Here is a 14,520-nt window from a genome sequence, read left to right as displayed (position 1 = left end):
CGCTATACTTAGAACCGCTATAAGTAGGTAGCCATCCTTAATTGTAAAGGGGGAAGTGGGGGTTGCGCTCCTGGACAGAGGGTTTCACCCCCTCCACCCCAGAAATTATCCTTAATTAATTGCGTCTAGCTACTTATCTCAAGTTATAGCGCTTAGAATCAGGGATGCAATGGGTTGATTCAGTCAACTCCTGACCTCTTTCGACAGGATTGAGAAAGATCGCTACTTAATTGCTCACTCCAAAACTCAAAGACTTCATCTAGCCACTCTTGAGAACACCCTTGCGAGTCCTGAATCAGTTTTTTGTCAAAGGTAAACCGGGCAGCCTTTAAGTCCCTATAGTTTGGATAAGGGATGACATTAAGGTCCATCTTGGGTAGAGCTTTCGTGTAAATAAAAGAGTGAATGGTTTGATCAACTGAAATAATATGATTTAGTGTCTTAAAAATTGAACCAAAGAACATTCCTCTGTCACAACTGAGTTGCTCAATTGCTAATTGATCGCATATTCCAAAGAGACTTTTATTCTGCCACTTGTTGTATAGCCCTACGCAGGTGCGTTAGGACATTGGAATTAGAGAGGGAGTGGGGGCTGCGCCCCAGCCAAGGGTTCCACCCCTGCACCCCGTCTTAACCATAATGACTACCGCTATACAAAGCCATCGTTTCTAAAAACTTTGAAGTAATCATGACCTTGCAGACCTTTTCAAACAACCGAACAATGGGTCGATGCAACTAAAAGGAAAACATGATCCGTACATAAAACTCCCAGATGGTGCTGGCACGCTGGTTATTGGGGTTTGTCACAATCAATAGACCGGGCGTTATTCCGATGTTTTCATTAATTAAAAAGCTATAAAACCCTTCAAAGTTGGTCTGGGTTGTATTGCCCAAATCACCTGTGACAAATGGTTGACCGATCGCCAAACCTGCGCTGGAGTCGGGGATGACGATGTTACGAACAATGGTACCAATGGCCCAGGATTGGGGCGTCAAGTCCAGGTCTTGGCCCAGGATGGAGTTAAAGCCCCGGTAAGAACCAATGCCATAGCGCCCAAAAACGGCAAGCTGCTTGTTCCAAGTCCATTCAACGTTGATGCCACCAGCGTGGATATCCACACCATTGATTTTAGAGCGGGTGAACTGAAGCCGGGATATCAGGTCTTTGTTGAAGGCATATTCCAGTTCCAGACTGCCCTGATAGCGATCACCCAATAGCCCCCCTTTAGAATCACCTGCCTGGGGATTTTCTGCATCGGCAGCGGCATAGAGTGCCTTAATTGTGAGCGCAGATTTCCCTGGATTCCAGGCGATCGCAGCTCCCGCTCCACCTGAGCGATCGACCTGGCTCTGGACGATGAGTGGGTTGTTCATGAAGAAGCTGGAGGAAAAATTCTTATCTGAACTATTGGCGAAGCGGTTGTAATCAATAAAATCTCTGGGATTCAGACGCGGTCCCAGGGTCAATTGCAAATCCGCCACGGGTTGGAACGTATAGTGCAGCTTACTAACCCGTACTGCCCGACTAACCCCGACATAATCCAGTCCACCACCGTCTGCCAGCACCCCATCCGTGCCAAGCAGATTCAGTCTGCGGCTCTGGGCCCGGCTGATCGCATCCCCCCCATTATTTCCAGCTTCCAGTTGCGTCAATAACAAATCATTTCCTGTGAAACTGGTACGCAGATCAAGCCGGATCCGAGTCACACTCGTCATGGGCGCTTTTGATCCATCGGTAAAGATCTGGATCGTCTGCCCCGACAGCTTGGTGGTGGTAGAAAATTGCCGAGTTTCCCGATTGCCCAGTCGCTGATCTAGCGTGTTCAGCCGTGCATTGAGATTACGGGATATGCCCCCATAGGACTCCTGAAGCCGCCGCAGGGTGGAAAAGTCTTCTCGAATTTTGGCAATTTCCCCGGTTGCAAAAACTTCTTCAAGCCGGGTAAAGACCTGATTCAGTACGGCGGCAAATTCGTTTCGCGTCAGCGGTTGGTTGCCTCGAAATTTGGCATCGGGATAGCCCGTCAATACGTCGTAGCGTTCAATCAATACCTTCAACGCCTGATAAGCCCAGTCGCCTGGGCGAATATCATCCAGCTCAGCAGCTGATCTCACCTGTGCCATCGAGTTGTCTGTCTGGTCTTCCCAATCAGGGCAACCAATTGGGGGGCGATCGCCTGGAAGCAATTGGAGTTCGGAGGGGCAGTTTTCTAAGCCTTGACTGGATTGACTGTTCTCCTCCAATGCGATTGTGGATGGGTTTGGCACCGCTTCAGCCAGCAAAAAAGATGTCTGGGAGAGAACCATCAAACAACCCAGTCCCCCAGACAGCCAATTTACTCTCCTCACACCACGCTCCCGACGAAGTTGTCAATCAAACAATCCTAAATATCCAAACGCCTCAAACCGAACCCTATCAGGAACTCCTAAAGCAAGCGGTTAACACTCGCAACACTGACACTCTTCCCCATGACTAAACCCATCCACCCATCCACTCCCCCCATCACTCAAGTGGCGTATTGAGCTACACCAACCCTACTAGACCGCCGCCTCCTGTGCAGATTCTGCTCTGGTCGAATGGTGGGTGTTCAATTGAATCAGCTCAACCTTATACCCATCAGGATCTTCAACAAAGGCAATTACCGTAGAACCATGCTTCATAGGGCCGGGTTCGCGGGTTACCTTGCCGCCACGAGCTTTAATGGCTTCACAGGTTGCATAAATATCCTCAACCCCAATGGCAATGTGACCGTAGGCATCCCCCAAATTGTACTTATCTTTGCCCCAGTTGTAGGTCAGTTCGAGCACCGTATGGTCTGCCTCATCTCCATAGCCTACAAACGCCAGCGTAAATTCGCCACCTGGATAATCCTTCTGACGCAGTAATTTCATACCCAGGACATCGCAGTAAAACTTGAGAGATTCTTCCAGGTTGCCGACGCGCAACATTGTATGAAGTAGTCGCATAAGTTACTCAGAACGCTACAGATACATTTTGACAACTACAGTGGACCGATGGCGAGGGTTTTAACAGGTTTGGCACCTGCGCGAGGTGGAGCTTGAAAGGTGCTGGCGTTCACAGAGGGATTGGCTACCCGACGAAGAATGCGTTCCGTAATCACCACATCAAACTCCTCCGATTTCCCAGCTAAAACGACCTGTTGCAGGGTAGCGGTTTTGGGTTCGACAAAAGCGCGGACTGAAAAGCCTTCTTTATCGGTGTATTCGTACAAGTAAAGTTCTTGCCCATCAACGGTTTGAGCCATCCCTTTGACTGGCAGATCGCCAGATAGCCCAAGCTCGGCCTGGACTTTTGGGTCCGATAGGGCGCCCTCGGCGATCGGCTTTCTGGCATCTGGGGGAATCTCTAGAAACCAGAGGGAGGACATTCCCACCCAGTAGTTGTCGTCAATTTGGTCAAACTTCTGGTAAGGAGTGACGGCGTATTGCTTTAAACCAGGACGGAAAATCCAGACCTGCTTACCATCTGAAACCACAATGCTATCAGGCTTTTGAGGATTTCCTGAATCGGGGAAAAAGATCTCAGCCCGAAATTTATTGGGGGTCTGCACAATCGTTGTTGCTCTGGCGGTTGAGGTCAGGCTGGTGCTGCCAGAGGTGGCTTTGACCTGAATTTCTGACTCAGTGCGATAGCGATCGCTTTGCAAAAACACCGCACTGGCTTTTGCCAGCAGAGTCAGGTCAATCTTGTCACTCAACTGGCTGAGGAGTGCGGGCAAATCACCTTTCCCACCTGGAAACCTGGACAGGGTTAGGGGGTTCCTGGGGCTGGAAGCAGCGATCGCCGGGTTCGGTTGAAGCCATGCCGCTTTATCAGGAGATTGCGAAGCACTGAAAAGTGAAAAGCCGACCCCAAAGACTGTGGTTCCCCCCAAAATAGCAGCAATTCTAACAATAACGTTCATAGGCTGGTTCATAGATTCAGGTACGATATTAATCCTTAAATGAATCCTTCATTAAGGAATTAAAAATGGGTGCTTAGCCTGTATTTTGTGGGAATTACGGAATTAGCTGGAAAACTGTGTCAATTATTGCCATCGCTTAATGAGCTTTAAGATATGTTAAGGGATTGTCATTAACTAGCAAAGACTCGGTGTGGATTGATAGCTGGGAAATTTTTTCCAAGCACTGATGGAGAGGAAACGTGACCTCCGAAAGCACTCTTGCGCTTTGGACCGCCCTGGAACATAGCCCTCATGGCATCTTTGTTTTGTCGGCGGTGCTGAATTTGGGTATGAAATAGGTGCTGTATGCTCGAAACTCCGTTTTGATTCATGCTGCTTTTCAGCAACACCGTTTTGTCAATTACTCCAGATGGAAATGGAGCCAGTTCAAAAGCTAATTTTCGCGTGGTGGCAATCAATGTTATGCTGTGGCGGATACTCCAATGTGGCGGATACTCCAACTCCTCCTTATCCTAACCAGAATGCGTAAGGCTATAACAGCATTAACAAAAAATGCCGGCGGGAAAATATGGCGTGAAGCGAAGCCTATAGGCGTGAGGTGAAGCCTATACAGGAAGCAGAACAACTAATTGGAGCAGTAAAACAGGAAAGTACTGTAGTACTTAATCTTCGAGACTTAGGATTGACGGAGGTGCCTAACTCTATTTGTCAACGCGTAAACTTACAAAATTGGATTAAGGATCTGCTGGGAGAGTTTATTGCTGGCCTTTTGAGTTCGGGTATTGCGAAAAGACTGGGTAGTGGAGGACCTGGAGTCTAAGGGATGAGGCGGTTCTGGAACTAACGCCGTGGAACTTGTATCGTAGGACTGGATCAGGATAACGATCCAGGGAAGAAAATCCAGGATTTCCTCAGGCAGCAGGATAAGCTCAAAATACCAGCTTTGATTGATCTCTTGACCGCTCTTCTTTTGCCTTGTAATGGCAACCATATCCCCTCCCTTATTCACTACCAACCGCAGGGTTAGAGGACGATCAGGCACTAACTCATCCGGTGCTGTGTGGGCATAAACACACATATAGTTCAACCGCTGTTGCGCATCAATCCAGGATGCGATTGAAAGATTGTTTGAATGGGAGTTTCGATTAGTAATCTTCACTGGAACTTCCATCGCTGTCGCAAAGAGTGAATAAAACTCCTGTCTCAACTGAGAAAGAATACGAATAGATTCTGGAGTCATTAAAAATAAACCGTTCTAAATTATTCACGAATACGATCGCTGCCCATCACTAAATGGTCTTCGGTTATAGACACCACAGCCCTGCCAGGATTGCTATTCACCTACCAGGTCGCACCTGATAAACTGGCTCCCCGCATATAGGACTGACTGAGATTTGCCTGGCTCAGGTCAACATCACTTAAGTTTGCATTGCACAAGTTTGCCTTCGTCAGGTTGGTTTCCTTTAGCTTTGCTTTCGTCAAATTGGTACCCGTCAAATTTGCATAGCTGAGATTTGTTCGGGTTAAATTTGCGCCACTTAAATTAGCACCACTCAGGTTTGCGCCACTTAAGTTCAAATTTTTTAGATCAATGGCAATCAAGTTCAAATTCCTGAAATCTCGTTGCCCAGCTCTGTACCGACTGATCAGTTCCTGAATGTTCATTGTCTTAAGTTAATTTAGGGACTTTTGCATTTGATAGCAATGTTTGGATACTCTCTTTCACAGAGTGAATAAAGTCAATTCAGGTGTTGCTTTTGCTGACAACACCACTTGGATTCAGGTACGAAATCCTCTGCGACGCCGTTTCTGCCTGGCAATGGCTTTGCGCTTCCGTTTTTCGATTGGGGTTTCAAAATGACGATACTTCCTCATATCGGGAAAAATGCCCGCATGGGAAACCTTCCGCTTAAAACGGCGGAGGGCTGACTCAATACCTTCGTCTTCGCCAAGGATTACCTGTGCCATATTATCTCCTAACAGTTTCCTTCTATAGCGGCCGCTAAGTTGCTTAGAACACTAGGCTTAAGAAGATGTAGGGAACGCACACCTAACCAGGAGTGGAACCTCCGCAACCTCTCCCAAGTCTAGTGGCTATGGCTATAGCTTTTTATTTCATGGGTGTTGTTGCACACATTACATGATGGTTACTTAAGCAAAAAGGGTAGACGCCTTGTCTACCCTCAAGACTTCAATCATTCAATACTATCTTCAAAGGCATTGCTAATCCTGGGTATGAATCAGAGTTTGTATGAATCGAAACTTTCAATTCATCGTTCTATAGTGATCCTGTTTGAAATTTAAACAGGGTGCAGGTGTTCCACTCCTGCGTGGAGAATTCGCCCCACCCTTGTTCACAAACGATTTGTGAACGTTATATTCAGAATCACCGTCTACAACTTTAATACCGGTTATAAGACCGATTACCACTCGACCAGTTTGCTCTAGAGGAACCTCTGTTTTCCCGTGGTCTGGCTTTATTGACTTTGAGGTCACGTCCCATCCACTCAGCACCATCTAGTGCTTCGATCGCAGATTGCTCTTCAGCCTCCGTTGACATTTCTACAAAGGCAAAGCCACGTACCCGCCCCGTGTCCCGATCAGTGGGCAACTGAACCCGCTTAACAGTTCCGTATTCTGCAAAGGTCTGGGATATACCGTCCTCTGTCACTTCATAGGACAAATTTCCGACATAAATCGACATAAAAGTTCTCCGAATTAAAGTTTTGTGGAGAGTTAAATTCGGAGAAACGCCTATAGGACGGATTACACAACCGAAAATAAATTTCCAAACTGCTCTCAGTTTAACATGATATTTCTAAAAAGAAAGTCTCTGGCAAGAGATAGGGAGTAAGAATGGAGAATAGGGGACAGGGGCAGTGAGGAGAAAGATGTGATCTCCTTACTGCCTATTCCTTATCATCTGACTGCCAATCAGCCCCTAATAACTAGCGACTTCTATACAGAATAGAGCGATCCTGCTTGAAAATTGAACGGGTGCAGGGGTGGAACTCCTGGCTGGGGCCAAAAAAGCCCCCCCTTAAAGCCAATGCCCTAAGCAACCTGGCGATAGCTATAGATGATTCGTGAAATGAAAGGATTGTGAAAAGGATTTCGCAGGAATCTCTTTTCACAATCCAGATAGGATTGCTATATCTCCTCTCCCCCCATTTAATTAGTAGCTGTCATCTTTGCCGACGGTGTTCATTTCGAGCAGATGGTTAGCATGGATAAGGCGATCGGCGATCGCCTGTCGCCACCGAAGACTAACCCGTAAGTCCGCCAACAACTCTTGAGCTTGTTGCCGATAAAATGCGCTTTTGACTACATCAACCTGTTCTAATTGATTGAGATTGTCATATACCGTTTCAGGAGAAACTGGGTTAGGAGAAGTTTGAGTCATAGATTTTTTATGGGTTTGTGATTGATTACCTGACTGATTGATTAAGGCAGATCGCTATAGCCCATGAGGTAGCGATCGCACTCACGGGCGGCTTCTCGCCCTTCATTAAGGGCCCAAACCACGAGGCTTTGTCCTCGACGACAATCTCCCGCTGCGAAGACCCCCGGAATGCTGGTTGTGTATTTGCCGTAGTCAGCTTTGATGTTACTGCGGGAATCGCGATCAATTCCCAGAGCATCCAACAGAGGTTGTTCTGGCCCCAAAAAACCCATGGCCAATAATACCAGTTGGGTGGAAATGACTTTTTCTGTCCCTGGAATTGGCTTGGGAATAAACTGACCTTTCTCGTTGTGCTGCCACTCCACCTGGACGGTGTGAACCGCTTTCACATGTCCGGTTTCATCTCCCTCAAACCGGGTGGCAGTGGTGGTGTAAACGCGAGGGTCATTCCCAAATATGGCAGCGGCTTCTTCCTGACCATAATCCATCCGGTAAATTTTGGGCCATTCGGGCCAGGGATTATCCGCTGCGCGAGTTTTCGGTGGTTTAGGCATAATTTCTAACTGCATGAGGTTGGTGCAGCCGTGACGAATAGAGGTGCCGACGCAATCGGTTCCCGTGTCGCCCCCACCGATAATCACTACATCTCTGCCAGCAGCAGAAATGTAGTTTTTGCCCGGATGCCCATCCAGAATAGCTTTTGTATTGGCGGTGAGAAAATCCATGGCAAAGTGGATGCCTTTCAGGTCGCGTCCTTCAATGGGCAAATCACGAGGTTTGGTGGCTCCAGTACAGAGGATAACGGCATCAAAGTCATTCAGCAGGGTTTCAACGGGCAGGTCTTTGCCAATTTCGGTGTTGCAGACGAAGGTGACTCCTTCTGCTTCCAACACATTGATGCGGCGCAGAACCACTTTTTCCTTGTCTAGCTTCATGTTGGGAATGCCGTACATCAGTAAGCCGCCAGGGCGATCGCTCCGTTCATATACCGTCACCCAATGTCCCGCTGTATTCAATTGAGCGGCGGCAGCCAGCCCGGCTGGTCCAGAACCGACGATGGCCACTTTTTTCCCGGTACGTTTGCTGGGGGGATTGGGGGTAATCCAGCCTTTTTCCCATCCTTTCTCGGCAATGGAATATTCAATATTTTTGATGGTGACGGGGGGATTGTGGATACCGAGAACACAGGAGCCTTCGCAGGGTGCGGGGCAAATGCGACCCGTAAATTCAGGGAAGTTGTTGGTTTTGTGCAGGCGAGCAAGGGCTTCTTTCCACAGGCCATGGTAGACTAAATCATTCCATTCGGGAATCAGATTGTTAATTGGACAGCCACTGGCCATTCCACTGATGAGGGTGCCTGTATGGCAGAAGGGGGTACCGCAATCCATGCAGCGAGCACCTTGAGTTCGCAGCTTTTCCTCTGGCATTGGCAGATGAAATTCGTCCCAGTTGCGGATGCGATCGCTGGGTGCGATTTCAGATGCAACTTCACGCAGGTATTCAATAAAGCCAGTTGGTTTTCCCATAGGTGATCTCTCGATTTCAGGCTTAAGTTAGGTATAGGAGAAGGTAGAAAGAAAGTTATGACAATGCAGATACCAGAGGATCCAAGTAACAACAAGCAAATATTCGAGATATCTTGATTCAGTTGCGAGAGGAAGTGAACCAGCTAAATAAAAGACATTATCGGAAATAAATCACTCGATATGAGAATGGGCGATAAAGCCATGAAAATTGACAATTTTATGCAAAGAACTGATTTCCTTTCTTGTTTCCGATTAAGTCTAAAGAGTTGAAAAACTCGACTATGGGTTTTCCCCTTACCAAAAGGGCACAGATGGGATGGCGAGAATGTCTGTTTTTTTCATATCGCGCAAAAACTCTCAGTAGTTGCTATGAAAATATCTACCTTGCCAGATCTCCGACTTCTAAATTCAATTCGGCATCATATCGCCCATTAAACAAGAAGTCGAAGATCTAAACATTAACTTCCCCCAATACGAGCGACATCGCGGGCATTTTCTTCAAACGCAGCCGATAGGGCATCATCACCACTCAGACCTGATGCCAGCGCATTTTGTATAGCTTGCAAAACACGCTTATAGTCTTTCGGCATGACTTTGACAAACTGTGGCAACATCGTTTCCCAATTCGCCAACACTTCGGCTGCTTTTTCGCTACCTGTGTAGTCCAAATGACGCTGAATCATTTGACGCAGATCCTCAATTTCCTCCGGTTCTTCCAGGGATTCCAGACCAACCATCTGAGTATTGCAACGCGTTGCAAAATCTCCCATCTCATCCAGAATGTAGGCGACTCCACCACTCATTCCAGCCGCAAAGTTGCGTCCGGTTTCGCCTAAGACAACCACTTTGCCACCTGTCATATACTCACAACCGTGATCACCCACAGCTTCGACAACGGCGTTGACACCGGAATTGCGAACACAGAAACGTTCCCCTGCCATACCGCAAATGTAGGCTTCGCCACTCGTTGCTCCGTAGAAGGCAACATTACCTGTGATGATGTTTTCTTCGGCTACAAAGGTGGAACCAGCAGGTGGGTAGAGAATGATTTTGCCACCGCTGAGTCCCTTACCCAGGTAGTCGTTAGCATCCCCTTCCAGTTCCAGGGTGACGCCTTTGGGTACAAAGGCTGCAAAACTCTGACCCGCACTGCCCTGGAAATGCAGATGAACTGTATCTTCGGGCAATCCATCCCAGTGGCGTTTGGTGATTTCGTTGCCGAGGATAGTGCCTACAACGCGGTTAATGTTTTTGATTGGTAGGGTTGCTTTGACCCTTTCCCCGTTCTCGATTGCAGGCTTACACAGATCTAACAACACGGTCATATCGAGAGATTTATCGAGTCCGTGGTTTTGGGGAATCTGGCAATAACGGCCCACTTCGGGATCGACTTCAGGTTGATAGAGAATTTTGGAGAGGTCAATTCCTTTTGCTTTCCAGTGATCAACTGCTTGCCTGGCTTCCAGAACATCAGTGCGACCGACCATTTCGTTTAGGGTACGGAAACCCAGTTGGGCCATCAATTCCCGCACCTCTTGGGCAACAAATCGCATAAAGTTGACGGTGTGTTCGGGCTTGCCAACAAAGCTCTGACGGAGATAGGGATCCTGAGTTGCGATCCCGGCAGGGCAGGTGTTCATGTGGCAGACGCGCATCATGATGCAGCCAAGCGTCACCAGGGGAGCAGTAGAGAAGCCAAATTCTTCGGCTCCCAGGAGGGTGGCAATTACCACATCGCGCCCCGTTTTCATCTGACCATCGGTTTCCACAGCAATGCGCGATCGCAAATTGTTCAACACCAGGGTCTGATGGGTTTCGGCCAACCCCAGTTCCCAGGGCAATCCGGCATGTTTGATCGAAGTTTGGGGCGATGCACCGGTCCCACCATCAAAGCCAGAGATCAACACCACATCCGCGTGGGCTTTGGCGACGCCAGCGGCGATCGTGCCAACTCCCACCTCAGATACCAGCTTGACACTGATGCGTGCTTCCCGGTTGGCATTCTTCAGGTCGTGAATTAGCTCGGCCAGGTCTTCAATTGAGTAAATGTCGTGGTGGGGTGGCGGCGAAATCAGCCCTACACCGGGGGTTGAGTGGCGCACTTTAGCAATCCAGGGATATACTTTCTTGCCAGGAAGTTGACCGCCTTCTCCGGGTTTTGCGCCCTGGGCCATTTTGATTTGAATTTCCTGCGCCTGGGACAGGTACAGACTGGTGACGCCAAATCGACCGGATGCCACCTGTTTGATAGCACTGTTTTTGGAATCGCCTTGTTCATTGGTCCAGGTGTAGCGCTCTGGGTCTTCGCCGCCTTCACCCGTATTGGATTTGCCGCCAATGCGATTCATGGCGATCGCCAGCGTTTCATGGGCCTCCTTCGAGATCGAGCCGTAACTCATGGCTCCCGTCTTGAACCGCTTCATAATGGCCTCAACGGGTTCCACCTCTTCCAGGGGCACTGGCTCACGGGGTTTGAATTGCAGCAGTCCACGCAGGGTAAAGTGCTTCTGGTTTTGTTCGTTGACAAGTTTGGCGTAGTGCTGGTAAGTTTCGTAGCTGCCAGTCCGAACGGCTTTTTGCAAGGAGTGGATGGTTTCAGGACTGAACAGGTGTGCTTCACCCTCTTTCCGCCATTGATACTCGCCACCCACATCCAGAGTGTGACCATTAACATCCCGATCAGGAAAGGCGTGGTGATGCCGCAGCACTGCTTCTTTGGCGATGACTTCTAAATCGGCTCCTTCAATGCGCGATGCAGTCCAGGTGAAGTAGCGATCAATAACGGAACGATTTAACCCGATCGCTTCAAAAATTTGGGCTCCACGATAGCTTTGCAGTGTCGAAATGCCGATCTTGGATGCCACTTTGATCACACCCCTGGTGACGGCTTTAACGTAATTTTTGCAGGCGGTTTTGTAATCCACATTCACCAGCAAACCCTGCTGGATCATGTCCTCAATGGTTTCAAAGGCGAGGTAGGGATTGATTGCCTCGCAGCCATAACCAATTAACGCTGCAAAATGATGCACTTCCCGTGGTTCACCGGATTCCAGCACAAGGCCAACCCGTATGCGGGTGCCTTCTCGAATCAGATGATGATGCAATCCCGAAACCGCTAACAGGGCTGGGATGGGGGCACGCTCCGGGTTGATTTCGCGATCGCTGAGGATGAGAATACTAACGCCATTGGCGATCGCCTGATCCGCTGTGGCACAGATTTCATCCATGGCGGCTTCCAGTCCCCGCACACCCTCCTTCGGGTTGAACAAAATTGGCAGAGTGAGCGACCGAAAATCGTCCTGGTTCAGATGCTTGAGCCTTGCCAGTTCTGCATTGCTGAGAACGGGAGTTTTGAGTTTGATCAAATGGCAACTTTCGGGTTCCGGGTTTAAGAGATTTCGTTCAGCACCGATAGTCGTTTCTGCCGAGGTAACAATTTCTTCCCGAATTGAATCAATCGGTGGATTAGTGACCTGGGCAAAGAGTTGCTGGAAATAGTCGTATAGCAGTTTGGGGCGATCGGAAAGAACCGCCAGCGGAGTATCGGAGCCCATAGAGCCGACCGCTTCCACCCCATCCCGCGCCATTGGAGTCAACAGAATCCGCAAATCTTCAAAGGTGTAGCCAAAGGCCATTTGTCGTGTAATCAGGGATGGGGGTGGAGTGCTGTGGAGTGTTTGCCCATTGCCCATTATTGCCCACTGCCCCTTCCCTTCCCCTTTCGGTGCATTTAACTGATCCAGTCCCACTAAATGCTGATTCAACCATTCCCGATAGGGTTGTGCAGTAGCAATCTGATTTTTAATTTCCTCATCGGCAATAATGCGCCCCTGTTCCATATCGACCAGAAACATTCGCCCCGGTTGCAGTCGTCCTTTCAGCGCCACCCGTTCGGGAGCCACGGGTAAAACCCCCGCCTCTGATGCCATGATGACAAGATTATCTTTGGTGACGTAGTAGCGAGAAGGACGCAAGCCGTTGCGATCAAGCACAGCACCCATGACTGTGCCATCGGTGAAAGCGATGGATGCTGGACCATCCCACGGTTCCATCAGGCAGGAATGGTATTCGTAAAAAGCTTTTTTCTCGTCACTCATGGATTCATGGTTTGTCCATGGTTCCGGGATCATCATCATCACCGCATGGGGCAGCGATCGCCCCGCCAGAGTCAGCAATTCCAGCGCATTATCAAAAATGAGGGAATCACTGCCATCAATATTGATAACTGGACGAATTTTCTGAATGTCATCGCCAAATAGCTCAGACTCAAACAGAGATTGGCGGGCATGCATCCAGTTGATATTGCCGCGCAGGGTATTAATTTCGCCATTGTGAGCAATGTAGCGGTAAGGGTGCGATCGCTCCCAACTGGGAAAAGTATTGGTGCTGAAGCGAGAATGCACCAGTGCCAGGGCACTTTCCATATCGGGATCGTGCAAATCAAGGTAGTACTGACCCAGTTGCACAGGCATCAGCATGCCCTTGTAAACCACTGTGCGGCTGGAAAGGCTAGACAGATACCAGTAGGGATCAATCCCACTGGCGCGAATGGCATTGTGCGAAAGCTTGCGAATCACATACAGCTTGCGTTCAAACGCTAGGTCATCAGTAAGATTGGGCGATCGCTGAATAAACACCTGCTGCATAAACGGCTCACTCGATTTCGCCGTATCGCCCAACATTGAGTTATCAGTTGGCACATCACGCCAGCCCAGCACCTGCAACCCTTCATTGGCCACAACCTGTTCAAAAATCTGGCGGCTTTGCTCTCGCTGGCGGCGATCGGGCGAGGCATAGATCATACCAACGCCATACTGCCCGGCTTCCGGCAACACAATTCCAATCTCGTCTGCCACTTTCTTGAAAAACTTGTGCGGCACTTGCAATAGGATCCCTGCTCCATCGCCGGTATTGACTTCGGCACCCACCGCTCCCCGGTGGTCGAGGTTCAAAAGGATTGTCAGGGCATTGTCTACAATCTCATGGGATTTCTTTCCCTGCATGTGAACGATAAACCCAACACCACAGGCATCGTGCTCATAGCGTGGATCATACAAACCCTGTTGTAATGGCATTTTATTTGTATTCATTACTGCTGCCCGAAACTGGCATGGTACCTTTAGAAAATAACAAAACAAAGCAATTGTCTGGATTTTCTAATAAGAATAGGGGCAAGTTCTAAGTCTTAAGGAAAATGTCAGATCTCCCTTTGATCCCGCTTTTTTCTTTACAGAATTCGGAGCTGCAATCATTTCATCTAGGTTCTAGAACCACATTCTGAAGAGGGTTTGAGAAAGATGGATTCTTCTTCTCGGTTTGTTACATTTCTTCTATGAATTGTGATCAACCCATGACATTTATTGATTAGTAAGTAGACATATATAGCACTCCAAAATCAGTTGTGAGAGCTCTCCTGGGAGTTTGGTGATAAGCGAAGCTTACCACCAAAAACAAAATCAATATTCCAGAGGTTTTGTTTCGGGTGAAAGAGTAGCGTAAGCTACTCTTTCACCAGCAAGTCGGGAGAAACGTTGTGAGATGGAGAGGCTTTATGAGAAAGGATTCCAACGGAATCCTTTCTCACAATCCAAATAGGATCGCTATAGCTACTGGTTTGTCAGTTTTAATTTTGTACCTCCGGATTAAGTCAGAGTGGTTATTTTGT

At 48.5% G+C, this 14,520-nt stretch carries 10 protein-coding genes and 1 pseudogene; all 11 read right to left on the bottom strand.

Going from position 1 to position 14,520, the window contains the following annotated elements; translation table 11 throughout:
- Window positions 1–179: 179 nt before the first annotated feature.
- Window positions 180–530 (bottom strand): annotated as a pseudogene (locus P4D80_RS13855) (DinB family protein); the annotation flags it as partial.
- Window positions 531–735: 205 nt separating this feature from the next.
- The gene (locus P4D80_RS13850; RefSeq protein WP_421654591.1) at window positions 736–2,307 is read right to left on the bottom strand and encodes an iron uptake porin; all 1,572 of its coding nucleotides are present in this window, start codon (window positions 2,305–2,307) and stop codon (window positions 736–738) included.
- Between the two features lie 231 nt (window positions 2,308–2,538).
- Entirely contained in the window at window positions 2,539–2,967 is a 429-nt protein-coding gene (gene gloA, locus P4D80_RS13845) for a lactoylglutathione lyase (protein ID WP_421654590.1), read from the bottom strand.
- A 35-nt stretch (window positions 2,968–3,002) separates the two neighbouring features.
- Window positions 3,003–3,926: a hypothetical protein gene (locus P4D80_RS13840; protein WP_421654589.1), complete on the bottom strand. Its 924-nt coding sequence runs from the start codon at window positions 3,924–3,926 to the stop codon at window positions 3,003–3,005.
- Between the two features lie 721 nt (window positions 3,927–4,647).
- Window positions 4,648–5,166, bottom strand: a complete 519-nt coding sequence (locus P4D80_RS13835; protein ID WP_421654588.1) for a hypothetical protein — start codon at window positions 5,164–5,166, stop codon at window positions 4,648–4,650.
- 101 nt (window positions 5,167–5,267) lie between these two features.
- Window positions 5,268–5,591 carry a pentapeptide repeat-containing protein gene (locus tag P4D80_RS13830; protein ID WP_421654587.1) on the bottom strand — a complete coding sequence of 108 codons (324 nt, stop codon included), beginning with the start codon at window positions 5,589–5,591 and terminating at the stop codon, window positions 5,268–5,270.
- 114 nt (window positions 5,592–5,705) lie between these two features.
- Window positions 5,706–5,894 carry a 30S ribosomal protein S21 gene (gene rpsU / locus P4D80_RS13825; RefSeq protein WP_421654586.1) on the bottom strand — a complete coding sequence of 63 codons (189 nt, stop codon included), beginning with the start codon at window positions 5,892–5,894 and terminating at the stop codon, window positions 5,706–5,708.
- A 433-nt stretch (window positions 5,895–6,327) separates the two neighbouring features.
- On the bottom strand, window positions 6,328–6,630 hold the full coding sequence (locus P4D80_RS13820) for an RNA recognition motif domain-containing protein (protein WP_421654585.1): 303 nt from the start codon (window positions 6,628–6,630) through the stop codon (window positions 6,328–6,330).
- 471 nt (window positions 6,631–7,101) lie between these two features.
- Window positions 7,102–7,329 carry a hypothetical protein gene (locus P4D80_RS13815; RefSeq protein WP_421654584.1) on the bottom strand — a complete coding sequence of 76 codons (228 nt, stop codon included), beginning with the start codon at window positions 7,327–7,329 and terminating at the stop codon, window positions 7,102–7,104.
- Window positions 7,330–7,370: 41 nt separating this feature from the next.
- Complete coding sequence (gltD, locus tag P4D80_RS13810) at window positions 7,371–8,855, bottom strand: glutamate synthase small subunit (RefSeq protein WP_421654583.1); 1,485 nt, start codon at window positions 8,853–8,855, stop codon at window positions 7,371–7,373.
- Between the two features lie 458 nt (window positions 8,856–9,313).
- Entirely contained in the window at window positions 9,314–13,945 is a 4,632-nt protein-coding gene (gene gltB, locus P4D80_RS13805; protein ID WP_421654582.1) for a glutamate synthase large subunit, read from the bottom strand.
- Window positions 13,946–14,520: the final 575 nt, after the last annotated feature.

Origin of the sequence: Leptothermofonsia sp. ETS-13 (genome assembly GCF_049200465.1) — a bacterium.
In the GTDB taxonomy this organism is placed as follows: Bacteria; Cyanobacteriota; Cyanobacteriia; order Leptolyngbyales; family Leptolyngbyaceae; genus Leptothermofonsia.
This window is presented reverse-complemented; position numbering and strand designations above follow the sequence as displayed.

What these genes read in the sequence shown, in the direction of transcription:
- P4D80_RS13850 (WP_421654591.1), bottom strand. Translation starts at nt 2,307, where the DNA reads ATGGTTCTCTCCCAGACATCTTTTTTGCTGGCTGAAGCGGTGCCAAAC.
- gloA (WP_421654590.1), bottom strand. Translation starts at nt 2,967, where the DNA reads ATGCGACTACTTCATACAATGTTGCGCGTCGGCAACCTGGAAGAATCT.
- P4D80_RS13840 (WP_421654589.1), bottom strand. Translation starts at nt 3,926, where the DNA reads ATGAACGTTATTGTTAGAATTGCTGCTATTTTGGGGGGAACCACAGTC.
- P4D80_RS13835 (WP_421654588.1), bottom strand. Translation starts at nt 5,166, where the DNA reads ATGACTCCAGAATCTATTCGTATTCTTTCTCAGTTGAGACAGGAGTTT.
- P4D80_RS13830 (WP_421654587.1), bottom strand. Translation starts at nt 5,591, where the DNA reads ATGAACATTCAGGAACTGATCAGTCGGTACAGAGCTGGGCAACGAGAT.
- rpsU (WP_421654586.1), bottom strand. Translation starts at nt 5,894, where the DNA reads ATGGCACAGGTAATCCTTGGCGAAGACGAAGGTATTGAGTCAGCCCTC.
- P4D80_RS13820 (WP_421654585.1), bottom strand. Translation starts at nt 6,630, where the DNA reads ATGTCGATTTATGTCGGAAATTTGTCCTATGAAGTGACAGAGGACGGT.
- P4D80_RS13815 (WP_421654584.1), bottom strand. Translation starts at nt 7,329, where the DNA reads ATGACTCAAACTTCTCCTAACCCAGTTTCTCCTGAAACGGTATATGAC.
- gltD (WP_421654583.1), bottom strand. Translation starts at nt 8,855, where the DNA reads ATGGGAAAACCAACTGGCTTTATTGAATACCTGCGTGAAGTTGCATCT.
- gltB (WP_421654582.1), bottom strand. Translation starts at nt 13,945, where the DNA reads ATGAATACAAATAAAATGCCATTACAACAGGGTTTGTATGATCCACGC.